Here is a 23351-nt window from a genome sequence, read left to right on the forward strand (position 1 = left end):
CGGCGGAGCGGGCTTCAGGCAATGCGCCGCACCCGCTCGATGACGAAGCCGTCGCGCGGCACCGCCGGCAGTCGGCTCAGATCGGGGGCCAGCCGCTGCGACGACGGCACCTCGTAACGCAAGCTTTGCAGCAAGATGTCCAGCGCCAGCCGCATCAGGCGGCCGGCAGTGTCCTCACCCGGGCAGCGGTGCTGCAGCGCCACATCCCCGCCTCCCTGTGGCACAAAAGCCCGGGGATCGATGGTGCCGTCCAGCCAGCGCTCCGGTGAGAAGGTGTCCGGGCCCGGCCACGCCCGGGCGTCGTGGTTCGTGCCGTACAGGTCGAACAGCGCCCGTTGTCCGGCACGGAAGGACATCCCCTGCCACGCGAAGTCCGTGCGCACGCGGGCGGCCACCGCCGGAAAGAAGGGGTAGTGCCGCCGCACCTCCTGCACGAAGGCCATCGCAGCGCGCGGATCCGGCTCCGAGCCCAGACGCTGACGCCATTCGCGGTGAGCGTGCAGTGCATGGGCCACGAACGTCATGTAGACAGAGACGGCCACCACCGGCCTCAGCACATTGAGCAGCTCGACCGCCGCGACCCCGACAGGCAGCGGTCGGCCTTCCATGTCCACATGCGTGCTCACGGCATGCGCCGCGGTGTCGACCGATAGACGCGTGTGACCGCGGCGAGCGGCCTCGATCAGCCGGGTGAGCCACGCTTCGGTTTGATGCCGGGCCCGCCTGGCGAGCACATGGCGCACTGGCCCTGAAGCGGCGCTGTCGAACAGGCGTACCAGCTGGCGTGACCGAGCGGGCACGTCGTCATCGGCCAGCGGCACACCCGCCCATTGGCACACGGCCCGGGTCAGGATGGGTTGCAGGGCGGCATACAGCGGAAAGGGCGGCGAGAGTGTCCAGTCGTGCAGCGCAGCTTGCCATTCGCGGCGCACCAGCTCCACCAGGCGCAGTTGGCGTTCAGGCCGCAGCACGTCGAGGAACAGTGCCTTGCGGTGCCGGTGGGCTGCGTCGTCCAGCGCCTGCACGCCGCCGCGGCCGAACAGCGTGGCCACCAGCGGTTCCGGCGCGGCGTTGTGGCGGATGAAGCGGGTGTCGTCGTAAAACAGGCTTGCCGCTTCGGTACCTGTCAGGCAGAGCGCAGGTTGCAGGAAGATGCCCGCCTCGAACACGTCGCTGCTCAGTGCAGCAGCCTGGCGGCCGATGAAGCGGTAGGGGTCGGCCAGCAGGGCCAGCGTGCTGTCTCGGGCAGGCAGGCGGGGAATAGAGCGGGTGTCGGTCATGTCGGGCGGCGTCAAGGTGTCCGCCCTTGCGGCAACCGGTGTGCCGCCTTGGCCTCCGTGTCAGAAGCTGCGCACCACCCTCAGGCTGATGGGGCGCAGTCGGGTCAGAGCCAGCTGGGTCTGCTCGGCGCTCACGGGGTGAACGACGACCGCCCACCGGCCGAGTCGCAGCGCGCGGCGAACGCGGCTGATGACCCGGCCGTGATCGGGGCGCATGGCCAACAGGCCGCCCAGCAGGAGGCCGAAGGTGGCACCGAAGCCCGCCATGCTGACCCAGGCCATGCCCGGCGTCGTGCGGATGGCCGCATCGCCGCTGAGCCACCAGCCGGCGAACAGCAGCGTGCCGGCTACCAGGCCCAGCAAGCCCATGGTGAGGTGGGCCCTGAGGATGGTGCGCCAGATGCCGCCTTGCTCGGGCTCGACCTGTCGTGCCAGCAGATCCCGGTCCTGCAGGTTGCCGACCTCGGGGCCCAGCAGGCGCACCTGCGCCGGGGCGAAGCCCGCGCCATCGAGCAACTGCGATGCGGCGGTTTCAGCACTGGCGCGGTCCACGAACAGACCGGCCACCTTGGTGAGCGAACGTTCTCCGAACAGGGCCTTCTGCCATTGCATGATCGTGTCCTCCTGGCCGAGAAGGGCAAGCAGCATGCCCACGGGGGTGGGGTCAGGCGGGCATGGGCGTCACGCAGGCGCGTTCATCGTCATCGAGCGGTTCGATCCACTGACCTTGCCGGGCCAGCACAGAGGCATCGGCCTCCGAGGGGTCAAGGCCTTCTGCGGCGCGCTGGGCAAGGCGGGCCTGCAGCACCTCGGTGGGCGCTTCGCAGTGCAGGATGCCGAAGGGCAGCTTCAGCCGCTGCGCGAGCGCCCGGGCCGCGGTGCGTTCGGCCCGCCTGAGAAAGGCCGCATCCAGAACGACCGGCCATCCTGCCTGCAGCAGGTGCTCGGCGTGGTGCAGCAGGGCGGCATAGGTACGCTGGCTCGCGTCGGCCGAGTAGATGCCGCCGGGAATGTGGTCGGCCGAGCGAGCCTGCGCCGACAAGCCGAACAGGCGCTTGCGCTCGACATCGGCCCGCAGCCGGATCGCCCCGGAGGCCTGCAGCAGCCGCTGGGATGCGTGGCTCTTGCCGGATCCCGACAGACCATGCGTGATGGTCAAAGAGGGCGGCGTGCCGAGGGTGAACCGCCGAGCCGCGTCAAGGTAATCAGGCCCGTGCGTGGATGAAGCCAGCGGCGGGGCGCTCAGGCCGCCCACCAGAGCGCGTACGGCGGCCCGGTGCACCAGCTCGGCCCGCAGGCCCGGGACGCCTGCGTGGTCGCCTGTGTGATCGAGCCAGCCATTGAGCAGCCGCCACGCGGCATCGGCACGGCCGTGGGCTGCCAGGTCCATCACCGCAAAGGCGATGTCGCTGATCGGATCGAGCCAGCGCAGGGCCGGATCGAACTCGATGCAATCGAAGGCCGTGACCTCGCCGTCCGGCAGGGTCAGCAGGTTGGCCAGGTGCAGGTCGCCATGGCCTTCACGGATGTGGCCGGTGTCGTGCCGAGCCTGCCAGAAGGGCGGAAGGCGCTCTGCTTCGGCGCTGAGCCAGGCCGTGACCGTGGCCAGGCTGTCACGGCGGGCCATCTCCGGCTGTGTGGCGAGGCCGTCGAGTGTGCCCTGCCAGGTGGCAAGACGCCGGGCTGGCGTGCCCCATGGTGAATCGGGTGGGGCCGAGGGTGCGGCCTGATGAAAGCTCGCCAGACGGTGAGCCAGGCGGTCGACCTCGGGCAGGGTCAGGAGGCCCTGCGCCACGCGGTTCGACCACAGCCCCTCGTCCGGGAACTGCCGCATGCAGAGGGCGTGGTCAAGAACGGCCCCCGCGCCGTCCAGTTCGGGCTCATCGAATGAGCCTGAGATGGCTGCGACCCGCAGATACAGTGAAGGCGCCAGGCGCCGGTTCAGTGCGCATTCCGCTTCGCACAGCATGCGCCGCGTGGCCACATCCCGCGCATCCAGGAAGGGCAGATGCACCGGCTTCTTGATCTTCCAGGCGTGCACGCCGTCCAGCAGCACCCAGGAGATGTGTGTCTCGATCAGTCGGGCCTGCAGGCGGTATTGCAAGGCGAGCACCATGTGGCGAGCCTGCGCCAGGGCTGGGTCGTTCCGGGCATCGGGTGAGGGGCCGTGCATCCATCCTCCTCCTGTTCACGGGGTGATGGCCGACTGTACACTCGTCGTCGACATGCAGCCCGTCCTTCTACCCATGCCGAATGGCCCGCTGGACGCGGGGCGCGGCGACGAGGCCCTGTCCGCCCCATGACCCCGGCCTACACCGTCGCGGTGCGCGCCCTGTGCGCGTTCACGGCCCGAACAGGCGATCTCGATCTGCGCTTCACGCCTGCCCCCACGGCGCTGGAGGGCATGGAAGGGCACGCCCTGGTGGCCGCCCGCCGGGGCGCCGGCTGGCAGGCCGAGCGCCCGGTCAGCGCCACGGTGGGCGATGTGCGGGTTCGCGGCCGCATCGATGGCTGGGATGCAGCCCGGCTGCGGGTCGAGGAAATCAAGACCCACAAGGGGCGGCTCGAAGACCAGCCCGCGCACCACCGCGCCTTGCACCGGGCACAGTTGCACGTGTACGGCGCGCTGTTGTGCATGGAGCTGGGCCTGGATGAGCTTGAGCTGGCGCTGGTGTATGTGGACGTGGGCACGCAGCAGGAAACAGTTCTGCTGGAGCGCGCGAGTGCCGCAGCCCTGCAGGCGGCGTTGCACGACCAGGTGGGCCGGTTCGCGGCCTGGGCCGCGCAGGAAGCCGCCCACCGCCAGGCGCGGGATGCAGCCCTTCAGCAGCTGCGCTTTCCCCATGGTGAATTCCGTGTCGGCCAGCGGGAGCTGGCGGAGGCGGTCTACCGTGCGGCCGTGCGCGGGCGCTGCCTGCTCGCCCAGGCGCCGACGGGCATCGGCAAGACCGTGGGCACACTGTTTCCGCTGCTCAAGGCGATGCCGGGGCAAGGCCTGGACAAGGTCTTTGCGCTGAGTGCCAAGAGCGCGGGCAAGGCCCTGTTCATCGACGCGCTGGGCTCGTTGCAGCCCCCGGACGGCACCGGCCGCCTGCGCGTGCTCGAACTGGTGGCGCGCGACAAGGCGTGCGAGCACCCGGACAAGGCCTGCCATGGCGAATCCTGCCCGCTGGCGCGGGGGTTCTATGACCGGCTTGCCGCCGCGCGCCAGGCAGCCGTGGAGCTGCCGCTGATGGACCGCGAGGCGGTGCGTGCTGTGGCCTTGCAGCATGGCATCTGCCCCTATTACCTGACTCAGGAGCTGGTTCGCTGGGCGGATGCCGTCGTGGGCGATTACCACTACTGGTTCGATCAGCATGCCCTGCTGCACGCCTTGACCGCGACCGAAGCATGGCAGGTGGGGGTGCTGGTCGACGAGGCGCACAACCTGATCGACCGGGCCCGCGGCATGTACACCATGGCCTTGTCACAGGCGGCGCTGCGTGGCCTCAAGACCCAGGCGCCCCCTGCGCTGACGTCGTCGCTGGCGCGCCTGCAGCGGGCGTGGGCCGAGGTCAGTCGGGTGCTGGGTGCCGACGAGGCGCCCACGAGCGGTGAACCCGTGGTGTGGCGGGTGCTGCCTGATCTTCCGGTGCGCTGGCTGAAGGCGCTGCAGCAGACCGTGGCCGACATCGGCGCCTGGCAGGCCGATCACCCCACCGAGGTGGAGCCGCTGCTGCAGCGCTTTTACCTGGATGCGCTCGGCTTCACCCGCCTGGCCGAGACCCATGGCCCCCACGCCATGGTGGACCTGGGCCTGGAGCCGGGCAGCACCGCGGCGCGGCGCAACACGGTCGTGACCTTGCGCAACGTGCTGCCGGCACCGTACCTGGCGCCGCGCTTCGCGGCGGCCCGCACGGTCACACTGTTCTCGGCCACGCTGCAGCCACCCGCTCACCATCTGAGCCTGCTCGGTCTGCCACCGGACACGGTGGTGATCGATGTGCCCACACCGTTCTCGGCCGAGCAGCTGCAGGTGACGGTCACCACCCGGTTGAGCACGCGCTGGAAGGACCGACAAACTTCCCTGCCGGGCATCATCGCCGTGATGCACGAGGTGTTTCGGGCCCATCCGGGCAACCACCTTGCCTTTTTCAGCAGCCACGATTACCTGCAACAGGTGGCGTATGCCTTCGAGCAGGCCCATCCGGACGTGCCCGTGTGGCGCCAGGCCCGCCGCATGACGGAGGCCGATCAGGCCGCGTTCCTGCAGCGCTTCCAGCCCGAAGGGCACGGCATCGGCTTTGCCGTGCTGGGTGGTGCGTTTGCGGAAGGGGTGGACTTGCCTGGCCGCCGGCTGATCGGCGCCTTCATCGCCACACTGGGGCTGGCCCAAGTCAACCCCGTCAACGAAGCCGTGCGTGAGCGGCTGGATGCCTTGCTCGGTGCGGGCCAGGGCCACGACGCCGTCTACCTCCATCCGGGCATCCAGAAGGTGGTGCAGGCGGCGGGGCGTGTCATCCGCACGCCCGCCGACCAGGGCGTGGTCGTGCTGATGGACGACCGCTACGGCCGACCGGCCGTGCAGCGCCTGCTGCCGGCGTGGTGGCGCGTTCAGCGCGCCTGAGCGTTCACAGCGCGGCGCGGTAGATCGCGCAGACCTCTTCCAGCGTGGGCTGGACCGGGTTGGTGACACCGCATGCATCCTTCATCGCGTTCAGCGCGAGCGTGGGGATGTCGGCTTCCTTGGCGCCCAGTTCCGCCGTGCCGGACGGAATGCCCACGTCGCGGGCCAGTTCGCGGATGGCCTGCAGGGCACAGTCTGCCCCGGCCTGGGCATCGAGCCCGCGCACATCCACGCCCAGTGCCTGGCCCACATCCGCGAGCCGGCGGGCCGCCGCCCGGGCATTGAAGGCCTGCACGTGCGGCAGCAGGATGGCGTTGCACACGCCGTGCGGCAGGTCATAGAAGCCGCCCAGCTGGTGAGCCATGGCGTGCACATAGCCGAGTAACGCGTTGTTGAAGGCCATGCCGGCCAGGAACTGCGCGTAGGCCATCTGTTCCCGGGCGATCAGGTCGTCGCCATGACGCACGGCCTGACGCAGGTGGCGTCCCACCAGCGTGATGGCCTGCAGCGCGCAGGCGTCGGTGATGGGGGTGGCAGCGGTGGACACATAGGCTTCGATCGCGTGCGTCAGCGCGTCCATGCCGGTGGCAGCGGTCAGCGAGGCGGGCATGCCGGCCATCAGCTCGGGGTCGTTGACCGACATCACCGGCGTCGTGTGCTTGTCCACGATGGCCATCTTCACGTGGCGGTTGTCGTCGGTGATGATGCAAAAGCGCGTCATCTCGCTGGCCGTGCCGGCCGTGGTGTTGATCGCCACCAGCGGCAGCTGCGGCTTGGCCGACTTGTCGACACCCTCGTAATCGGTGATGCGGCCGCCGTTGGCCGCCACGAGCGCGATCGCCTTGGCGCAGTCATGCGGCGACCCCCCGCCGAGCGAGATCACGGCATCGCAGCCACTGCTTTGCAGCAGCGCCAGGCCGTCTTCCACGTTGGCCACGTTGGGGTTGGGCTTGACGTGGTCGAACACGACCGAGGTCACACCATGGACGCCGAGCAACTCCGTCACCTGTCCCACCAGCCCGGTGCGCACCAGCGGTGCGTCGGTCACCACCAGCACCTTGCGCCAGCCGCGCTCGGCGATCTGCTGTACGGCGTCTTTCAGGCAGCCGCGGCCCATCAGGTTGACGCTGGGAATGAAGAAGGTGGTGGTGCTCATGCGGCGCTCCGTGTGACGGTGGTCAGTGGTTGATGGGGGCGACCATAGCGGCCGGCTTCCAGCAGGGCTTTGACCTGGCGCAGGTGTGAACGCGATCACAAAAGGGGGTGTGGCGTCCCGGGATGCAGGGGATTTGATCCAGCGCAGCCTGCTGCTGCGGTCGGGCCGCGATGTGTCAATTTGAGGCATTGCGTTTCGGGGTGGCGCTCCTAAACTGAACCGGCAAGGAGCCGCTTCAGACGGCCCAGAGGAGACTTTCATGCTGGCTGCCTACATCACGCACGCCGACTGCGCCCGTCACGAGATGGGGCCTCAACATCCCGAGTGCCCCGAACGGCTCGGGGCCATCAACGACCACCTGCTCGTCAAGGGGCTGCTGGATTACATGCTGCCTTACGACGCCCCGCTGGCCACCGAGGAGCAACTGGGCCGCGCCCACTCCAGCCTGTATGTGCAGGAGCTGATGGCCAAGGCCCCCACCGACGGGCACCTGCAGGTCGACCCGGACACCAGCATGTGCCAGCACACCCTGAAGGCTGCCCTGCGCGCCGCCGGGGCCGCCGTGCAGGCCACCGATCTGGTGCTGGCCGGCGAGGTGCCCGCCGCGTTCTGTGCCGTGCGGCCGCCCGGCCACCATGCCGAGCGCGCGGCCGCCATGGGGTTCTGCTTCTTCAACAACGTGGCGGTCGGCATCCGCCATGCGCTGGACGTGCACGGGCTGGAGCGGGTGGCCCTGATCGATTTTGATGTGCATCACGGCAACGGCAGCGAAGACATCTTCCGCGGTGACGCGCGCGTGCTGATGTGTTCCATTTTTGAAAAAGGGCTCTATCCTTTCAATGGCGAGAACGCGACCGGCCCGAACATGGTCAACGTGGGCTTGCCGACGCGGTCGGGCAGCGATGCCTTCCGCGATGCCGTATCGACCCACTGGATTCCGGCCCTCGATGCCTTCCGCCCGCAACTCATCTACATCTCCGCTGGCTTTGACGCCCATCGCGAAGACGACATGGGCAACCTGGGCCTGGTCGAAGCCGATTACGAGTGGGTCACGCAGCAGCTCGTGGCCGTGGCCAAACGCCATTGCCAGGGGCGTGTCATCTCCTGTCTGGAGGGCGGCTACGTGCTCAGCCCTCTGGCCCGTTCGGCAGCCGCACACGTCAAGGCCTTGATCGGTGCGGACTGACCCCTGCACATGGACCAGCACTACCTCACCCCGCTTTTCGCCCCACGCTCCATCGTCGTCTTCGCCGGTCAGACCGGCGAGCCGGAGACCCTGTCGCCCCATGCACGGGCCCTGCTCGCGGCCTTGAAGGCCCAGCGCTACCAGGGCAGCCTGCAGTTCGTCGACACGCAGACCAGCGGCACGCTGGCCGATCTGGCGCAGGTCAAGGCCGATCTCGCGATGATCGCGCTGCCGCCGGCCGAGATCGCCCCGGCGATGGAGTTGGCGGCGCGCATGGCGTGCCGCACGGTGATGGTGCTCTCCAGTGGAATCGGGGCCGAGCAGGCAGCCGAACTGCATCGCCTGGCCCGGCGGGAGGGCCTGTACCTCCTCGGGCCGAACTGCCTGGGCTTCCAGCGCCCGGTGCTCGGCCTGAACGCCGGCGCCATTGGCGCCCTCGCCGACGCCGGCCCGCTGGCCCTGGTGTCGCAGTCGGGCTCGCTGACCGCGTCCATGCTGGACTGGGCCGAGAAGAATGCCGTGGGCTTCTCGTCGGTCGTGTCGGTCGGGCCGCACACCAGCGTGGGCCTGGCGGAAACGCTCGATTTCCTCGCGAGCGACCCGCACACCAAAAGCATCCTCGTCTACATGGAGGGCATCTCGGATGCCCGCCGCTTCATGAGCGCGCTGCGATCGGCGGCCAGCGCCAAGCCGGTGCTGGTGCTGAAATCCGGCCGCCGTCCGGAAGGCAACGAGGCCGCCCAGACCCACAGCAGCGCCATCGTGGGCAGCGACGACGTGTTCGACGCGGCCCTGCGCCGAGCGGGCGCCGTGCGCGTGAAGTCGTTTGTCGAGCTGTTCTCGGCCGCCAAGTGCCTGGCCTCGCGTTACCGGCCGGTGGGCAAGCGTCTGGCCATCGTCACCAATGGCGGCGGGCCCGGCGTGCTGGCCGCCGACTGGGTCAACGAAATCGACCTGCAGCTCGGCCGCCTGTCGCCCGAGGCCGCCGCGGCCCTGCGCCCGCAGCTGCCCGAGCTGGCCTCGCTGGCCGACCTGATCGACCTGTCGGAAGATGCCGGCCCCGAGCACTACGAGGCGGCCATCCAGGCCGCCAACCACGACCACACCATCGACGGCCTGCTGGTGATCTACTCGCCCAAGGTCGGCGGGGACGCATTGGCCGTGGCCCAGGCCGTGGCGCGCTGCAAGGCCACCATTGCCAAGCCGCTGCTGTCGTGCTGGATGGGCGATGCGTCGGTGGGCGAGGCCCGTGTGGCGCTCAACGATGCCAGCATCCCCAGCTTCCGTACGCCCGAAGCCGGAGTCGGCGCCTTCGGCAACCTGTCGCAGTTCTATCAGAACCAGCTGCTGCTGCAACAGACCCCGCCGCCGCTGACCACGCTGGCCAAGCCCGACATCGAGGGCGCGCGCCTGGTGATCGAAAGCGTGCTGGCCGAGCGCCGCAAGGTGCTGACCGAGATGGAGTCGAAGACGCTGCTGTCGGCCTTCCACATCCCGGTCACCGAAACCATCCTGGCCCGCAGCGCGCACGAGGCCATGATGATCGCCACGCAGATGGGCTTCCCGGTGGCGCTCAAGATCGACTCGCCCGACATCAGCCACAAGTCCGACGTGCAGGGCGTGGCGTTGAACATCATGAGCGGCACCGCGGTGCGGGACGCCTACAACGACATGATGGAGCGCGTGAGCCACCTGCAGCCCAAGGCACGCATCAACGGCGTGACGGTGCAGCAGATGGCGCGCGCGCGCCGCGGCCGCGAGATCTACATCGGTGTGGTCACCGACGACCCCTTCGGGCCGGTGATCGCGTTCGGTGCCGGCGGCACGATGATCGAGCTGATCAACGACCGGGCCATGGAGCTGCCGCCGCTGAACCAGTACCTGGCCCGCCGTCTGATCGACCGCTCGCGGGTGGCCGAGACATTGGGCGAGTGGCGCGGTGCGAGCGCCGTCGACCGCGAGGTGCTCGAGCAGGTGCTGCTGCGGGTGTCGGAGATGGTGTGCGAGCTGCCGCAGCTGCGCGAGATGGACATCAACCCCATCATCATCGACGAGCATGGCGCGGTGGCGGTGGACGCCCGCATCGTGATCGACAGCGCACCGCAGGCCATCGGCGGCCGTGCCAACGCCTATGGCCACCTGCCCATCCTGCCGTACCCGGCGCGTTTCGAGCAGATCTGGCCGATGCGCGGCGGCGGCGAGTACACCGTGCGCCCCATCCACACGGCCGATGCACAGATGCTGCAGGAGCTGGTGCACAACCTCTCGCCCGAGAGCCGCTACTTCCGCTTCGTGTCGTCGATGACCGAGCTGCCGCCGGCCATGCTGGCGAAGTTCACGCTGATCGACTACGACCGCGAGATGGCCCTGGTGGCCGTCTACAAGGAGCGCCATGCCGATGAGCAGGGCGAGATCACCGAGCGCGAACGCGTGATCGGGGTGTCGCGCTACATCACCAACCCCGACCAGACCACGTGCGAGTTCTCGCTGGTGGTGGCCGACGATTTCGGGGGCAAGGGACTGGGCTCACGCCTGATGGAGAGCATCATGGACGTGGCCCGCGAGCGCGGCTTGTCGGAGATCCAGGGCCTGGTGCTGGCCAACAACGACAGCATGCTGCGCCTGATGCGCAGCCTCGGGTTCACGGTCAAGTCCTATCCGGACGACCCCGACTTCAAGCTGGTGACGCACGCCCTGTGACGGGCGTGGCGCAAGGCAGGGGCCGCACGTGGCGCCCCCGCTGAGGCGTCAGGCCGTGACCGTGGCCACCTGCTGCAGGCTGGCCAGGGTGGCCACGCAGGCCCGCGCGGCTTCGGCGCCCTTGGTCACGAAGTGCGTGTGGAAGTAGCGATGGTGCTGGTCGTGCTCGTGGAAGTGGTGCGGCGTGAGCACCACCGAAAACACCGGCACCTCGGTGTCCAACTGCACGCGCATCAGGCCGTCGATCACGGCCGTGGCCACGAAATCGTGCCGGTAGATGCCGCCGTCGACCACCAGGCCCGTGGCCACGATGGCGTCGAAGCGGCCGGAGGCGGCCAGTTTCTTGGCATGCAGCGGGATCTCGAAGGCGCCGGGCACGGTGAACACCTGCACGCCATCCGTGGCGCAGCCCAGGTGGGCCAGTTCGGCGAGGAAGCCTTCGCGGGCCTGGCCGACGATCTCGGCGTGCCAGCTGGCCTGGATCAGGGCCACGCGGGGGCGCTGCGGCAGCGTGCCAGCAGCAGGAAGGGAAGAGGGAAGGTCAGACTGATTCATGGCTCGTGAAACGACAACGGGTCCAGAAATCAGGGCGCACGACAACCCACCCCACTAGGCAGGCGCAGGCCCGCGCACCCGCGAAGGCGCACGCATCCGCGCCCGTCCAGTGGGGCAGGGATCGCGCTCTCTTTCATCCGGACTGTGACCGTCGGCCCTGGCATCTGACCAGGTCTGCTGACCCTCATGCGGCCGAAGCCGCGCGAGGCGCTCGCGGGCTCGAGGCCCGAAGGCCTCCTACCGCCGGTGGGGAATTCCACCCCGCCCTGAGAACGCTCTGCCCGATCCGCAAGAACCGGGCAAGCGGCATTGTAAAGGCGCGGGCTCGGGCGTGCTCACATGGGGCCAGGCATCAGCTTCAGCCCCAGCAGCAGCACCGAGGTCACGGCGTTGTAGGTGATGCCCAGCACGGCCTGCACGTAGAACACCGCCGACAGCAACTGGGCGCTGAAGCCGTGCTCGACCACCACCGCCATGCCGAAGCACAGCACCGTGTACACCGCCCAGCGGCGCAGGTACGTGGGCAGCCAGCGCACCTGCTGCTGGTTGTGGCGCCAGGCCGCGGCGCGCTCGAACAGATTGGGCCGGTTGACATCGCGGAACAGCCAGCCGAAGAACCAGTAGCGGTACAGCAGCTGCCGGAAAGGCAGAACCGGCCGCACGGTGTCGTCCGTCATCACGCCGACGGTGCGGCCGCTCAACGAGGGCGGCGGGGTGTCTGAACGGGGACAGGTCATGGGGCACCTCCTGGCCGATGGCTTCCATGGTGCCAAGCTGGCGCCGCTTGCAAAGCCGAGAAATACCCGCGTCCGTCGGCACAAACGCATGCCACGGCGCAGGCCCGGGCGGGCGCACCGTTCCGGGACCTCATTGTGCGCAGGCGGATGCGGTCCGCTGCGCCGGCCAGGCTTCAGCCCTTGTGCGAGCGGGGTCGGTTGGCGGCGGCGGGGGCGGCCTGGGCGGCCTGCTCGCGCAGTTTGTCCTTCTTGCTTTTGCGCCGGCCCTTGATGCCTCCGTTGGGATCAAGGGGCGCGCGAGCATCCGGGGCGTCCGGCGCGTGGATCTCCGGGCGGGGCTCGAACCCTTCCACGGTTTCCCGTGGCACCCGCAGGCCCTGCCGCTTCTCGATCAGGCGGAAGTGGGATTCGGCTTCGGGCGGCACGAAGCTGTAGGCGGTGCCCGCCTCCCCCGCGCGGCCCGTTCGGCCGATGCGGTGAATGTGGTCGGCCGGTGAGCGCGGCAGGTCGAAGTTGACCACCACGGGCAGACGGGCGATGTCGATGCCCCGGGCGGCCACGTCGGTGGCCACGACCACCTGCAGGCTGCCGTCTCGCAGGGCGGCGAGCGTCGCACGCCGGGTTCCCTGGCTCAGCTCGCCGTGGAAGGCCGCCGCGCGCACGCCGTTGCGGGCCAGCTTGTGCGCGACCAGTTCGGCGCCGTACTTGCTGGCCACAAAAACGAGCACCCGCTCCTCGGCGTGCCGGGCCTGGATCAGGTGGCGTAGCAACTGGGTGCGGCGATCGGCATCGACCACCACCGCGTGCTGCTGAATGTCCGGCCGCGTCTCGGGCGTGGTGTCCACCGTCACCCGCTGCGGTCTGTGCAGCACCCCGTGGGCCAACTCGTCCACCGCATCCGGGAACGTGGCCGACAGCAGTGCGGTCTGCCGGCGCGCAGGCAGCCAGGCCAGGATCTGTGCCAGTTCGTCAGCAAAGCCCAGCTGCAGCAGGCGGTCTGCCTCATCCAGGACCAGCGTGGCCACGGTGGCCAGCGTCAGGGCGCGGTGCTGCACGAGGTCGATCAGGCGCCCCGGCGTGGCGATCACGATGTCGGCGCCGCCGCGCAGGTGCATCAACTGCGGGTTGATGGACACGCCACCATACACCACGGCCAGCTTGGGCCGCTGCGGCCAGTCGGCGCACAGGCCCGCCAGGGTCTGCCCCACCTGGTCGGCCAGCTCCCGGGTCGGCACCAGCACCAGGCCTCGCACGCTTCGTGGCGTGCGGCGCTCGGCGTGGAGCCACTGTGCCAGCAGGGGCAGGGCGTAGGCCAGCGTTTTGCCCGATCCGGTCTGGGCCTGGGCCAGCAGGTCGTGGCCCGCGAGCAGCGGCGGAATGGCCTCCGCCTGAACCGGCGTCGGAGCGGTCAGCCCCTGGGTGCTCAGGGCGTTGAGCAGGGCGGCAGGCAGGGCCAGGTCGGCAAAGGTCATGCGGGCAGAAGCAGGCGGCAATCCGGCCGGAGGGCCGGGGATGCTGCGGGTCGGGCGGGAGCGCCAAGGGCGCGAGTGTACGCGGCCGGGACCGGTTGTCCCCACTTCCTGTGGACAACTTTGTTGGCAAGCCGGGGGGAACCGGGTTTCCCCCTGGGAGACCGGGTGGGTTGCTCAGAAATGTGGCAACCCACATGGCCACTTGCTCGGCAGACAGGGGGTGGATGGTGACAATGGCAGGCTTTCCTGCTGTCTGCCGCCCGCCTCATGACCGAACCCGCAGTCGCCTTCGCTGCCCCGACGCCTTCGTGGACCCGACGGGGCACGGTGGCCTACCGCCGCATCAGCATCGCACTGTTCCTGGCCGGCTTTGCCACGTTTTCACTGCTCTACGGCGTGCAACCCCTGTTGCCCGCGATCGCCCGGTCGTTCGGCGTCAGCCCGGCCGAAAGCTCGCTCGCCCTGTCCGTGTCCACCGGAATGCTGGCGGTGGCCATCCTGGGAGCCGGCGCGGTGTCGGCGTCGGTGGCGCGGCGCCCCCTGATGTTCACGTCCATGTGCGCGGCCGCGGCCCTCAACATCCTGGCGGCGCTGGTGCCGGACTGGCATGCGCTGCTGCTGGCGCGCGCCTTGTCGGGCTTCATGCTGGGAGGCGTGCCCGCCGTGGCGATGGCCTACCTGGCCGAGGAGATCGAGCCGCCTGGCCTGGGCCTGGCCATGGGGCTGTATGTCGGCGGCACTGCTTTTGGCGGCATGATGGGACGCATCGGCATCAGTGTGCTGACCGAATGGGTGGGCTGGCGCTCGGCCCTGATGGGACTCGGCGGCCTCGGGCTGCTGGCGGCGATCGGATTCGTGTCCCTGCTGCCGGCTTCGCGCAACTTCGTGCCGCGTCGCGGGCAGGCGTGGTCCGACCACCTGGCGCAGTGGGCCGGGCACCTTCGTCAGCCGGGGCTGGCGCGCTTGTTCGCCATTGCGGGCCTGTTGATGGGAGCCTTCGTCACGGTCTACAACTATGCGGGCTTCCGTCTGGTCCAGCCGCCGTACGGTTTGAACCAGACGCAGATCGGGCTGATCTTCGCGGCCTATGTGTTCGGCATCGTGTCTTCCGCGGTGGCGGGGGCGCTGGCCGACCGGTTCGGTCGCTGGCCCGTGATGGTGTCGGGCATGGCCTGCATGATGGCGGGCCTGCTGCTGACCTGCCTGTCGCCGCTGTCCTGGGTCGTCACCGGCATCGTCGGACTGACCTTCGGCTTCTTCGTGGCGCATGCCGTCGCCAGTGGCTGGGTGGGGCGCCTCGCCGTGGGCAGCAAGGGACACGCGTCGTCGCTGTACCTGCTGTCGTATTACCTGGGTTCCAGCGTCATGGGCTCGGTCGGGGGATGGTTCTGGGGGCACGGCGGCTGGGGTGCCGTCGCAGGCTTCACCCTGCTGCTGGTGGGCCTGGGTGTGGCCGCAGCGTGGCGCCTTCGGCGGATCGGCGGTGCCCCCTCTTGAAATGTCATCACCCGTCCCTATAATCGTTAGCACTCGCCACCCCTGAGTGCTAACAGGGCCGGTTCCCCGGTGCTGGATCCCGGTGGCGGCGTGCGGTTTTCCGCATGATGCAAACGAACCCTGGTTCTGTCGCAGAGCTGTTCTGCGCCGAGCCACATTGTCCCAACCGATGTCTCAAGAGACTGGAGAAGCCATGAAGCTGCGTCCCCTGCACGATCGCGTGATCGTCAAGCGCCTGGAACAAGAAACCAAGACCGCCCTGGGCATCATCATCCCCGACAACGCCGCCGAGAAGCCCGACCAGGGTGAGGTGCTGGCCGTCGGCCCGGGCAAGCGCAATGACAAGGGCGACTTCGTTGCCCTGAACGTGCAAGTGGGTGACCGCGTCCTGTTCGGCAAGTACTCGGGCCAGACCGTCAAGGTCGATGGCGAAGAGCTGCTGGTCATGCGCGAAGAAGACCTGTTCGCCGTCGTCGCCAAGTAAGCGACTTCTGCCACAGGCACCCCCACTTCATTACACAGATTTCGGAGAATTCAAATGGCAGCAAAAGACGTCGTTTTCGGCGGTGAAGCCCGCGCTCGCATGGTCGAAGGCGTGAACATCCTGGCCAACGCCGTGAAGACCACCCTGGGTCCCAAGGGCCGCAACGTGGTGCTGGAGCGCTCGTTCGGTGCGCCCACCGTGACCAAGGACGGTGTGTCGGTCGCCAAGGAAATCGAGCTCAAGGACAAGCTCATGAACATGGGCGCCCAGATGGTCAAGGAAGTGGCTTCCAAGACCTCTGACAACGCTGGCGACGGCACCACCACCGCCACCGTGCTGGCCCAGGCCATCGTCCGCGAAGGCATGAAGTACGTGGCCGCCGGCATGAACCCGATGGACCTGAAGCGCGGCATCGACAAGGCTGTGACCGCCCTCGTCGCCGAGCTGAAGAAGGCTTCGAAGGCCACCACCACCTCCAAGGAAATCGCCCAGGTCGGCACGATCTCGGCCAACAGCGACGCCGACGTCGGCGGCATCATCGCTGAAGCCATGGACAAGGTCGGCAAGGAAGGCGTGATCACCGTCGAAGACGGCAAGTCGCTGAACAACGAGCTGGACGTCGTCGAAGGCATGCAGTTCGACCGCGGCTACCTGTCGCCCTACTTCATCAACAACCCGGAAAAGCAGGCCGCGATTCTGGACAACCCGTTCGTCCTGCTGTTCGACAAGAAGATCTCGAACATCCGTGACCTGCTGCCCACGCTGGAGCAAGTTGCCAAGGCTGGCCGTCCGCTGCTGATCATCGCCGAAGAAGTCGACGGCGAAGCCCTGGCCACCCTGGTGGTCAACACCATCCGCGGCATCCTGAAGGTTGTGGCTGTGAAGGCCCCTGGCTTCGGCGACCGCCGCAAGGCCATGCTGGAAGACATCGCCATCCTGACCGGTGGCAAGGTCATCGCTGAAGAAGTCGGCCTGTCGCTCGAGAAGGTGACCCTGGCTGACCTGGGCCAGGCCAAGCGCGTCGAAGTGGGCAAGGAAAACACCACCATCATCGATGGCGCCGGTGCCGCTGCCGACATCGAAGCCCGCGTGAAGCAGATCCGCATCCAGATCGAAGAAGCCACCAGCGACTACGACCGCGAGAAGCTGCAAGAGCGCGTGGCCAAGCTGGCCGGCGGTGTGGCCGTCATCAAGGTCGGTGCTGCCACCGAAGTCGAGATGAAGGAAAAGAAGGCCCGCGTGGAAGACGCCCTGCACGCCACCCGCGCTGCCGTGGAAGAAGGCATCGTGGCCGGTGGTGGCGTGGCCCTGCTGCGCGCCAAGCAAGCTGCTGGCGAGATCAAGGGTGACAACGCCGACCAGGACGCTGGCATCAAGCTGGTGCTGAAGGCCATCGAAGCCCCGCTGCGTGAAATCGTGTCGAACGCCGGTGGCGAGCCCTCCGTGGTCGTCAACGCCGTGCTGAACGGTTCGGGCAACTACGGCTTCAACGCCGCCAACGACACCTATGGCGACATGATTGAAATGGGCATCCTGGATCCCACGAAGGTCACCCGCACCGCCCTGCAGAACGCCGCTTCCGTGGCTTCGCTGATGCTGACGACCGAGTGCATGGTCGCTGAGGCTCCGAAGGACGAAGCCGCTGCTCCGGCCGGCATGCCCGGCGGCATGGGCGGCATGGGCATGGACATGTGATTCGGCCCAGGCTGACACAGCCTGCTTGATCCCTCCGGGCTCGGGTGGGCAGGCCTCGGAAGGCCACCTCGCAAGGGGTGGCCTTTTTTCTTTGTGCGCGGCGGGCGCTGCGTGGCAGCGCAGAAAGACGGGGCAAAAAAAGGGGCCGCATGATGCGGCCCCGCTGATGTGGCTGTGCACCCCTCTCGTGCACATCCCCCCAAGCCGGTTCTCAGACCGGTCCTGCTTTCACGGTCGAGCCCCTCAGCTCTTCCGTGAGGTCAGGTCAGCCCCTCAGCTGCCCTGACCCACAAGCCGGCCCCTCAGCCGGCTCGCACGGGTCGGCCCCTCAGCCGCCCCGAGCTTCCTTGACCAAGCGGTCGTGCCGCTCGGTGTCTTCGCGCACATGCTTGGCGACATACCAGGCGATGTAGCCCAGCATGACGAACATGAAAGCGATCACGGCGGCACTCATCAGACCGTAGTCCGTCGTGAAGAAGTCAACCCAGGCTTGCATCGCTTTCTCCTTTCAGCATTGCGTTGTCGTGTTCCTTGGGTGCTATCAGACCGCTGATCGGTCCCGGCGACCCTGATGTAGGTCAACTGGGCCCACCCATCACGTCGATACCCCCGTGGGGATTTGACGCGGCACAATCTCCCGCATGATCGAGTTGTTTCTCGCCCGTTTCTTGCATGCTGTCTGGGCTGTAACCTGGCGAGGCCGCCTGCGCCCTCAAGGAATCACCTTCGGTGTGGTGGCCGGCCTCCTGGGGCTGGCGCTGGTCGGTGAGGGGCGTGCGCAACCGTCGTCTGCCGCCGAAGTGCGGCCGGTGGCTCCCAGCGCAGCCGAACAGACGGCCTCCGGCCGTCCGCGGACCGGTCTCGTTCTGTCTGGCGGCGGTGCCCGGGGCCTGGCCCACGTCGGTGTGCTGAAGGTGCTGGAGCGCGAGCGCATTCCGGTGGACGTGATCGCGGGGACCTCGATGGGCGCGATTGTGGGCGGGCTGTACGCCAGTGGCATGGACGCCCGCACCATCGAAGAGGAGGTGCGCAAGCTCGACTGGAACAACGTGTTCGCGTCCCGGGTGGACCGTCAGAACCTCAACCAGCGTCGCAAGGAGCAGGATTTCGAGGTCTCGCCCGTCGTGGAGGTGGGGATCGGTTGGGACGGGGTCAAGGCCCCGCTCGGGTCCGTGTCCAGTCGGGGGCTGGAGTCGCGCTTGCGGCGGCTGACGCTGGGTGCGCGCCAGATCGAGCACTTCGACCAGTTGCCGACACCCTTCCGGGCGGTGGCGACCGACATGGAAACCGGCCAGGCGATGATCCTCGACAGAGGCGACCTGGCCACGGCGCTGCGGTCCAGCATGTCGGTGCCGGGCATCTTTGCGCCGGTCGAGGTGCAAGGGCGCATCCTGGGCGATGGTGGGCTGGTGAACAACACGCCGGTGGACGTGGCCAGGGCCATGGGCGCGCAGCGGCTCATCGTGGTCAACATCGGCACGCCGCTGGCCGGGCGCGACACGCTGTCGTCGTTCACCGGCGTGACGGCGCAGATGATCAACATCCTGACCGAGCAGAACGTGCAGACCAGCCTGCGCTCGCTCGGTCCGCAGGACGTGCTGATCGCCCCCAAGCTCGATGGCCTCACCTCGGCCGACTTCGACCGTGCGCGCGAGTTCGTGCTGCTGGGCGAACTGCAGGCCGAGGCCCTGGTGCTGCGCATGCAGGATCTGAAAGTGAGCGAGTCCGAGTACGCAGCCTGGCTGGCGGCGCGCCAGCAGCGCACCATGCCGGCCGTGCCGCTGCACTTCGTGCGCTTCGAGGGGTCGGAGCGCACCAAACCGGCCAACCGCTCCGACATCCTGGCCACCCAGCCCGGTCAGCGCTTCGATGTGGCCAAGGCCGAGCGGGACACCACGGTGCTGGCGGCCACCGGCGACTACCTGCGGACCGACTACCGCCTGGTGCGCGATGAACTCGGGCGGGAGGGCCTGGTGTTCGAGCTGGAGGACAAGCCCTGGGGGCCGAACTACCTGCAGATGGGGGTGGACTTCGTGGCAGACAACCGGGGGCGCAGTGCCTTCAACCTGAAGCTGGTCCACAACCGGCACTGGCTGGACGAGCACGGTAGCGAATGGCGCAATGCCGTGCGCATCGGCTCGGCGCCGGGCCTCGCATCCGAGTGGTATCGGCCGATGGACTGGCGGCTGCCCGATGGCCTGAGCGGCTTCGTCGCCGTGCAGGGCAGCCACCAGCGCGAGCAGCTCAACTACTACGCCGATCCGGACAAGGACATCTCGGCGCAGGTTGACCGCGGCCGCACCGCGCTCAACCTGGACCTGGGTGCCAACTGGCGGGAGCTGGGCGAGATCCGGCTGGGCCTGGTCGACGAGTTACGGCGCGACCGCATCACGCTGGCGGCCGATGGGGCGCAATTCAGGGCGCTGCTGCCGGACGGCGTCGCGCGCTGGCGCGAGCGCGGGGTGCGGCTGCGCGCGGTGTTCGACCAGCTCGACCACGCCTTCTTCCCGACCCGAGGCTGGCGCATCGAGGCCACGGCCCAGTGGGCGCAGAGCATCCGCCGACACGACAGCCCGGCGGCCTCGGAAGGGTTCGTGCGGCACCTGTATGCACAGGGGCAATGGGTGCGCTCTTGGGGGGATCACACCCTGAACCTGGGCGGCCGCGTGGGCTTGTCGGATGGTGCCATGCCACTGGCGCCGCGCTATGGCCTGGGTGGGTTCCAGCAGCTGTCGGGCTATGGCACCTACCAGGTCAGCGGCCAGCAGCTGGGCCTGGTGCGCGCCGTCTACCAGGTTCGCCTGGCAGGAACCGGTTTCACCCGCGGGCTGTTTCTGGGCACCAGCGTCGAGGCCGGCAACACCTGGTCCCGGCCCGAGCAGTTCTGGCAAGGCCGCAAGCGCGTCGGCACCAGTCTGTACCTGGGCCGTGACACGGTGGTGGGGCCGGTCTACGCGGCGGTGCTGCACAGCCCCGCTGTGGGGCCCACGCTGATGGTGTTCGTGGGCCGGCCTTAGACGCGGCTCAGGGCGCTGCCCACGGTGGCGCGCAGGTGCTCCACCAGGTGCGGGCCGATCTTGAGCAGCGGCATGACGTCCTGCACGGCGCCGGCGGCAATGGCCTCGCGCGGCATGCCAAACACCACGCAGCTGGCTTCGTCCTGGGCCACGCAATAGGCGCCGGCATCGCGCATCTCGCGCATCGCCTTGGCGCCATCGGCCCCCATGCCGGTCAGCATCACGCCGATCGCGTTGGGGCCGGCCACGCGGGCGGCGGACTTGAACAGCACCTCGACGCTGGGCTTGTGGCGGTTCACCGGTTCGCCGTCCTGGACCCTCGCGATGTAGTTCGCTCCGGAGCGCTCGACGCTCAGATGGAAGCCGCCGGGCGCGATGTAGGCGTGGCCGGGCAGCACCCGCTCACCGTCGGTGGCTTCCTTGACGCGGATGCGGCACAGGCCGTCCAGCCGCGCGGCGTAGCTGCGCGTGAAGCCGGGCGGCATGTGCTGGGTGATCATCACGGCCGGGAAGTCTGCGGGCAGCGAGGTCAGCACCTCCTTGGTCGCCTCGGTGCCGCCGGTGGAGGCCCCGATGAACAGGATCTTTTCGGTCGACAGGCGACCGAGCGGCGAGCCGCCCGTGGCCACCGGCCGGGCGGGCGCGGCGGGGCGGCCCTCCGTGCCGGCGGTTGCCGGAGCGTGGGCCGGGTGGGCGTGGCCTGTGGTGCCGGCCACGGTCGTCGGCGGCAGGCGGTTGATGCGCGCCTTGGCCGCGATGCGGATCTTGTCGGTGATGTCATCGGCCAGCTGGCGCAGGCCGTCGGCCACACCGATCTTGGGCTTGGCCACGAAGTCGATGGCACCGAGTTCCAGGGCCTTGAGGGTGACTTCGGCACCGCGCTCGGTCAGTGTGGACACCATCACCACCGGCATGGGCCGCAGGCGCATCAGCTTGGAAAGGAAGTCGATGCCGTCCATGCGCGGCATCTCGACGTCCAGCGTGATCACGTCGGGGTTGAGGTTGCGGATCATCTCGCGCGCCACATAGGGGTCGCTGGCCGCGCCGATGCAGGTCATGTCCGGCTGACGGTTGATGATCTCGGTGAGCATGCTGCGCACCAGGGCGGAATCGTCCACCACCACCACGCGGGTCTTGGGCATGGGCTTGTCTCCGTGGTCTCAGAACAGGTCGATCGAACCGCCGGCGCTGGCCACCGGAGTGACCTTCTGCGCGGCAATGCGTTCCTGCTGGATGATGGCTTCGGGGTTGCTCGGCGCCAGGCGCTTGACCATGGCCTTGCCGCTGTGCGGCAGGAAGCAGACCTTGCGGGGGTAGATGTCGAGCACGTCCTTGGACACGACGGGGATGCGCTCGGTCTTGAGGTAGTCCATCACGAAGGTGGTGTTGCGCTCGCCGACGTTGATGGTGTTCATGCCGGTGATGACCGCGCCACCGCCGAAGACCTTGGCCTCCATCGTCATCCGCGAGGCGCCCATCTTCATCATCTCGTTGATCAGCAGTTCCATCGCGAACGAGCCGTAGCGGCCCGAGTCGCTCGCGCCGCCGCCGTTGTCGGGCAGCATGAAGTGGTTCATGCCACCGACCTTGGCCTGCCGGTCCCACAGGCACACGGCGATGCACGAGCCCAGCGTCGTCATGATGAGCAGGTCTTCGTCGTACACGAAGTACTCGCCCGGGAGGATCTTGACCGCTTCGGCCTTGAAGTGGGCGTCGTAGAAGAAGAACGAAGCCTCACCCGGCTTCGGGATGCGGGCCTTCAGTCGGGTCAGCCGGTCACTGCGCGCGCCAATGGCGCCTTGCAGCGGCGGTTTGCTGCCCAGTGCGGCTGGCGGTGGCATGCCAGGGCGGGAGCCCATCGGTGGGGTGCTGATCATGGGGTGTCCTTGTCTCCGGCCTGGTCTCAGACCCTGTCATAGACCGTCTTGCCACGCAAGTGGAAGAGGTCGCGAGATTCCGTGAAGTTTTCCGAATGGCCGACGAACAGCAGGCCTTTCGGTTTCATGACGCCGTGGATGCGCTCCAGCACCTTGCGCTGCGTCGGGGCGTCGAAATAGATCATGACGTTGCGGCAGAAGACCACATCGAAGGGTTCGCCCAGCTGCCACGAGGACTGCATCAGGTTGAAGGGCTTGAACTCGATCATCCGGGCCAGCTCGGGCTTGACGCGGATGTGGCCCTCGTTGGCGCCCTTGCCCCGCAGGAAGAACGAGCGCAGGCGCTGCGGGTTCAGGCCCCGCGAGTCCGCGGAGTAGACCGCGCGTGACGCCGTGGTCAGCACGTTGGTGTCGATGTCGCTGGCCAGAATCTTGACCGGGGCATGCAGGCCCAGGCTTTCGGCCACGGTCATGGCCAGAGAGTAAGGCTCCTCGCCCGTGGAGGCGGCACAGCACCAGATCCGGGTCTGGACCGAGCCGCGGGCTTTCAGCCACTCGGCCAGGGCATGAAAGTGATGCTCCTCGCGAAAAAAGCTCGTGAGGTTGGTGGTCAGGCAGTTGACGAACTCCTGCCACTCGGGTCCCGTGTGGCTTTCCAGCCAGCGCAGGTAGCTCTCGAAGGACTGGTGTCCCGTCTCCCGCAGGCGTCGCGACAGGCGGCTGTACACCATGGCCTGCTTGCCTTCGTGCAGGCTGATGCCGGCACGCTCGTGGATCAGGGCCCGCACACGGGCGAAGTCCCGCGGGTGGAACTCGAACTCCCGGTCGCTGGCGAGCGCGGGAGACACGTCGGAGACGAACGGTGGCATGGCAGGTGGGTGAAGGTCGACGGCAAAGGGCCGCATGGGTTTATCGGCGCAAGCGTCCACTTCCTTGAGCTTGCCTGCCCTGTCACATGACGAAAAGCACGAACTCCCCTGGGAAGTCCGTCTTATTCAGATCATTGCGCATGACGCAACTGCTAGACTGGTACCAGCTTTTATCTGCCTTTCGTGGGGTTTGCCATCGCCTCCCTTGAACCTGAATCCT

The 23351-nt window shown here is 68.2% G+C and carries 18 protein-coding genes and 1 riboswitch; of the genes, 7 read left to right on the forward strand and 11 right to left on the reverse strand.

Features of this window, described 5'->3' with window-relative positions; all coding sequences use genetic code 11:
• Positions 1-14 precede the first annotated feature (14 nt).
• The 3 genes from QZ709_RS14225 to QZ709_RS14235 are packed head-to-tail and all read right to left on the reverse strand — an operon-like array spanning position 15 to position 3453.
• Complete coding sequence (locus tag QZ709_RS14225; RefSeq protein ID WP_294638013.1) at positions 15-1280, reverse strand: cytochrome P450; 1266 nt, start codon at positions 1278-1280, stop codon at positions 15-17.
• A gap of 60 nt (positions 1281-1340) precedes the next feature.
• On the reverse strand, positions 1341-1892 hold the full coding sequence (locus QZ709_RS14230; RefSeq protein WP_294638014.1) for a hypothetical protein: 552 nt from the start codon (positions 1890-1892) through the stop codon (positions 1341-1343).
• A 52-nt stretch (positions 1893-1944) separates the two neighbouring features.
• Positions 1945-3453 carry a bifunctional aminoglycoside phosphotransferase/ATP-binding protein gene (locus tag QZ709_RS14235; protein WP_294638016.1) on the reverse strand — a complete coding sequence of 503 codons (1509 nt, stop codon included), beginning with the start codon at positions 3451-3453 and terminating at the stop codon, positions 1945-1947.
• Positions 3454-3579: 126 nt separating this feature from the next.
• On the opposite strand from QZ709_RS14235, the gene QZ709_RS14240 reads away from it, so the two are divergent.
• Complete coding sequence (locus tag QZ709_RS14240) at positions 3580-5886, forward strand: ATP-dependent DNA helicase (RefSeq protein WP_294638017.1); 2307 nt, start codon at positions 3580-3582, stop codon at positions 5884-5886.
• 4 nt (positions 5887-5890) lie between these two features.
• On the opposite strand, the gene yiaY is transcribed toward QZ709_RS14240, so the two are convergent.
• On the reverse strand, positions 5891-7042 hold the full coding sequence (yiaY, locus tag QZ709_RS14245; RefSeq protein WP_294638018.1) for an L-threonine dehydrogenase: 1152 nt from the start codon (positions 7040-7042) through the stop codon (positions 5891-5893).
• Positions 7043-7301: 259 nt separating this feature from the next.
• Here yiaY and QZ709_RS14250 point away from each other — a divergent pair, with 259 nt between their 5' ends.
• Together QZ709_RS14250 and QZ709_RS14255 are read left to right on the forward strand one after the other, a co-directional pair.
• A complete protein-coding gene (locus tag QZ709_RS14250; RefSeq protein WP_294638019.1) occupies positions 7302-8228 on the forward strand; it encodes a histone deacetylase family protein in 927 nt (308 codons plus the stop codon).
• 9 nt (positions 8229-8237) lie between these two features.
• The gene (locus QZ709_RS14255) at positions 8238-10928 is read left to right on the forward strand and encodes a bifunctional acetate--CoA ligase family protein/GNAT family N-acetyltransferase (RefSeq protein ID WP_294638020.1); all 2691 of its coding nucleotides are present in this window, start codon (positions 8238-8240) and stop codon (positions 10926-10928) included.
• A 48-nt stretch (positions 10929-10976) separates the two neighbouring features.
• On the opposite strand, the gene QZ709_RS14260 is transcribed toward QZ709_RS14255, so the two are convergent.
• The 3 genes from QZ709_RS14260 to QZ709_RS14270 form a co-directional block, all read right to left on the reverse strand.
• A complete protein-coding gene (locus QZ709_RS14260; RefSeq protein ID WP_294638021.1) occupies positions 10977-11483 on the reverse strand; it encodes a 6,7-dimethyl-8-ribityllumazine synthase in 507 nt (168 codons plus the stop codon).
• A gap of 121 nt (positions 11484-11604) precedes the next feature.
• Positions 11605-11761, reverse strand: a riboswitch (FMN riboswitch).
• A gap of 57 nt (positions 11762-11818) precedes the next feature.
• Positions 11819-12220, reverse strand: coding sequence for a hypothetical protein (locus QZ709_RS14265; RefSeq protein ID WP_366937179.1), 402 nt, complete (start codon positions 12218-12220; stop codon positions 11819-11821).
• A gap of 173 nt (positions 12221-12393) precedes the next feature.
• Positions 12394-13692 (reverse strand): DEAD/DEAH box helicase, encoded by a 1299-nt coding sequence (locus QZ709_RS14270; protein WP_294638022.1) that lies wholly within the window; start codon positions 13690-13692, stop codon positions 12394-12396.
• A 267-nt stretch (positions 13693-13959) separates the two neighbouring features.
• Here QZ709_RS14270 and QZ709_RS14275 point away from each other — a divergent pair, with 267 nt between their 5' ends.
• The 3 genes from QZ709_RS14275 (at position 13960) to groL (ending at position 17368) form a co-directional block, all read left to right on the forward strand.
• Entirely contained in the window at positions 13960-15189 is a 1230-nt protein-coding gene (locus QZ709_RS14275) for an MFS transporter (RefSeq protein ID WP_294638023.1), read from the forward strand.
• A gap of 193 nt (positions 15190-15382) precedes the next feature.
• On the forward strand, positions 15383-15673 hold the full coding sequence (locus QZ709_RS14280) for a co-chaperone GroES (protein WP_294638024.1): 291 nt from the start codon (positions 15383-15385) through the stop codon (positions 15671-15673).
• Positions 15674-15727: 54 nt separating this feature from the next.
• A complete protein-coding gene (gene groL, locus QZ709_RS14285) occupies positions 15728-17368 on the forward strand; it encodes a chaperonin GroEL (protein ID WP_294638025.1) in 1641 nt (546 codons plus the stop codon).
• 328 nt (positions 17369-17696) lie between these two features.
• Here the strand turns inward: groL and QZ709_RS14290 are convergent, their stop codons facing one another.
• The gene (locus QZ709_RS14290; RefSeq protein WP_294638026.1) at positions 17697-17864 is read right to left on the reverse strand and encodes a DUF3149 domain-containing protein; all 168 of its coding nucleotides are present in this window, start codon (positions 17862-17864) and stop codon (positions 17697-17699) included.
• Between the two features lie 145 nt (positions 17865-18009).
• Between QZ709_RS14290 and QZ709_RS14295 the strand changes: the two genes are divergently transcribed.
• Positions 18010-20385: a patatin-like phospholipase family protein gene (locus QZ709_RS14295; RefSeq protein WP_294638027.1), complete on the forward strand. Its 2376-nt coding sequence runs from the start codon at positions 18010-18012 to the stop codon at positions 20383-20385.
• On the opposite strand, the gene QZ709_RS14300 is transcribed toward QZ709_RS14295, so the two are convergent.
• Genes QZ709_RS14300 through QZ709_RS14310 form a run of 3 tightly spaced genes read right to left on the reverse strand, consistent with a single transcriptional unit; the run spans position 20382 to position 23131 of the window.
• Complete coding sequence (locus QZ709_RS14300; RefSeq protein WP_294638028.1) at positions 20382-21527, reverse strand: chemotaxis response regulator protein-glutamate methylesterase; 1146 nt, start codon at positions 21525-21527, stop codon at positions 20382-20384. The two genes, QZ709_RS14295 and QZ709_RS14300, sit on opposite strands and share 4 nt — an antisense overlap.
• 18 nt (positions 21528-21545) lie before the next feature.
• Positions 21546-22262, reverse strand: a complete 717-nt coding sequence (gene cheD, locus QZ709_RS14305; RefSeq protein ID WP_294638029.1) for a chemoreceptor glutamine deamidase CheD — start codon at positions 22260-22262, stop codon at positions 21546-21548.
• Positions 22263-22288: 26 nt separating this feature from the next.
• Positions 22289-23131 carry a CheR family methyltransferase gene (locus QZ709_RS14310; RefSeq protein ID WP_294638142.1) on the reverse strand — a complete coding sequence of 281 codons (843 nt, stop codon included), beginning with the start codon at positions 23129-23131 and terminating at the stop codon, positions 22289-22291.
• Positions 23132-23351 lie beyond the last annotated feature (220 nt).

Origin of the sequence: uncultured Aquabacterium sp., from assembly GCF_913773725.1 — a bacterium.
Classification (GTDB): Bacteria; Pseudomonadota; Gammaproteobacteria; order Burkholderiales; family Burkholderiaceae_C; genus Aquabacterium.

What these genes read in the sequence shown, in the direction of transcription:
- groL (WP_294638025.1), top strand. Translation starts at nt 15,728, where the DNA reads ATGGCAGCAAAAGACGTCGTTTTCGGCGGTGAAGCCCGCGCTCGCATG.
- yiaY (WP_294638018.1), bottom strand. Translation starts at nt 7,042, where the DNA reads ATGAGCACCACCACCTTCTTCATTCCCAGCGTCAACCTGATGGGCCGC.
- QZ709_RS14310 (WP_294638142.1), bottom strand. Translation starts at nt 23,131, where the DNA reads ATGCCACCGTTCGTCTCCGACGTGTCTCCCGCGCTCGCCAGCGACCGG.
- QZ709_RS14265 (WP_366937179.1), bottom strand. Translation starts at nt 12,220, where the DNA reads ATGACCTGTCCCCGTTCAGACACCCCGCCGCCCTCGTTGAGCGGCCGC.
- QZ709_RS14295 (WP_294638027.1), top strand. Translation starts at nt 18,010, where the DNA reads ATGATCGAGTTGTTTCTCGCCCGTTTCTTGCATGCTGTCTGGGCTGTA.
- QZ709_RS14275 (WP_294638023.1), top strand. Translation starts at nt 13,960, where the DNA reads ATGACCGAACCCGCAGTCGCCTTCGCTGCCCCGACGCCTTCGTGGACC.
- QZ709_RS14230 (WP_294638014.1), bottom strand. Translation starts at nt 1,892, where the DNA reads ATGCAATGGCAGAAGGCCCTGTTCGGAGAACGTTCGCTCACCAAGGTG.
- QZ709_RS14280 (WP_294638024.1), top strand. Translation starts at nt 15,383, where the DNA reads ATGAAGCTGCGTCCCCTGCACGATCGCGTGATCGTCAAGCGCCTGGAA.
- QZ709_RS14255 (WP_294638020.1), top strand. Translation starts at nt 8,238, where the DNA reads ATGGACCAGCACTACCTCACCCCGCTTTTCGCCCCACGCTCCATCGTC.
- QZ709_RS14260 (WP_294638021.1), bottom strand. Translation starts at nt 11,483, where the DNA reads ATGAATCAGTCTGACCTTCCCTCTTCCCTTCCTGCTGCTGGCACGCTG.
- QZ709_RS14290 (WP_294638026.1), bottom strand. Translation starts at nt 17,864, where the DNA reads ATGCAAGCCTGGGTTGACTTCTTCACGACGGACTACGGTCTGATGAGT.
- QZ709_RS14235 (WP_294638016.1), bottom strand. Translation starts at nt 3,453, where the DNA reads ATGCACGGCCCCTCACCCGATGCCCGGAACGACCCAGCCCTGGCGCAG.
- cheD (WP_294638029.1), bottom strand. Translation starts at nt 22,262, where the DNA reads ATGATCAGCACCCCACCGATGGGCTCCCGCCCTGGCATGCCACCGCCA.
- QZ709_RS14250 (WP_294638019.1), top strand. Translation starts at nt 7,302, where the DNA reads ATGCTGGCTGCCTACATCACGCACGCCGACTGCGCCCGTCACGAGATG.
- QZ709_RS14240 (WP_294638017.1), top strand. Translation starts at nt 3,580, where the DNA reads ATGACCCCGGCCTACACCGTCGCGGTGCGCGCCCTGTGCGCGTTCACG.
- QZ709_RS14225 (WP_294638013.1), bottom strand. Translation starts at nt 1,280, where the DNA reads ATGACCGACACCCGCTCTATTCCCCGCCTGCCTGCCCGAGACAGCACG.
- QZ709_RS14270 (WP_294638022.1), bottom strand. Translation starts at nt 13,692, where the DNA reads ATGACCTTTGCCGACCTGGCCCTGCCTGCCGCCCTGCTCAACGCCCTG.
- QZ709_RS14300 (WP_294638028.1), bottom strand. Translation starts at nt 21,527, where the DNA reads ATGCCCAAGACCCGCGTGGTGGTGGTGGACGATTCCGCCCTGGTGCGC.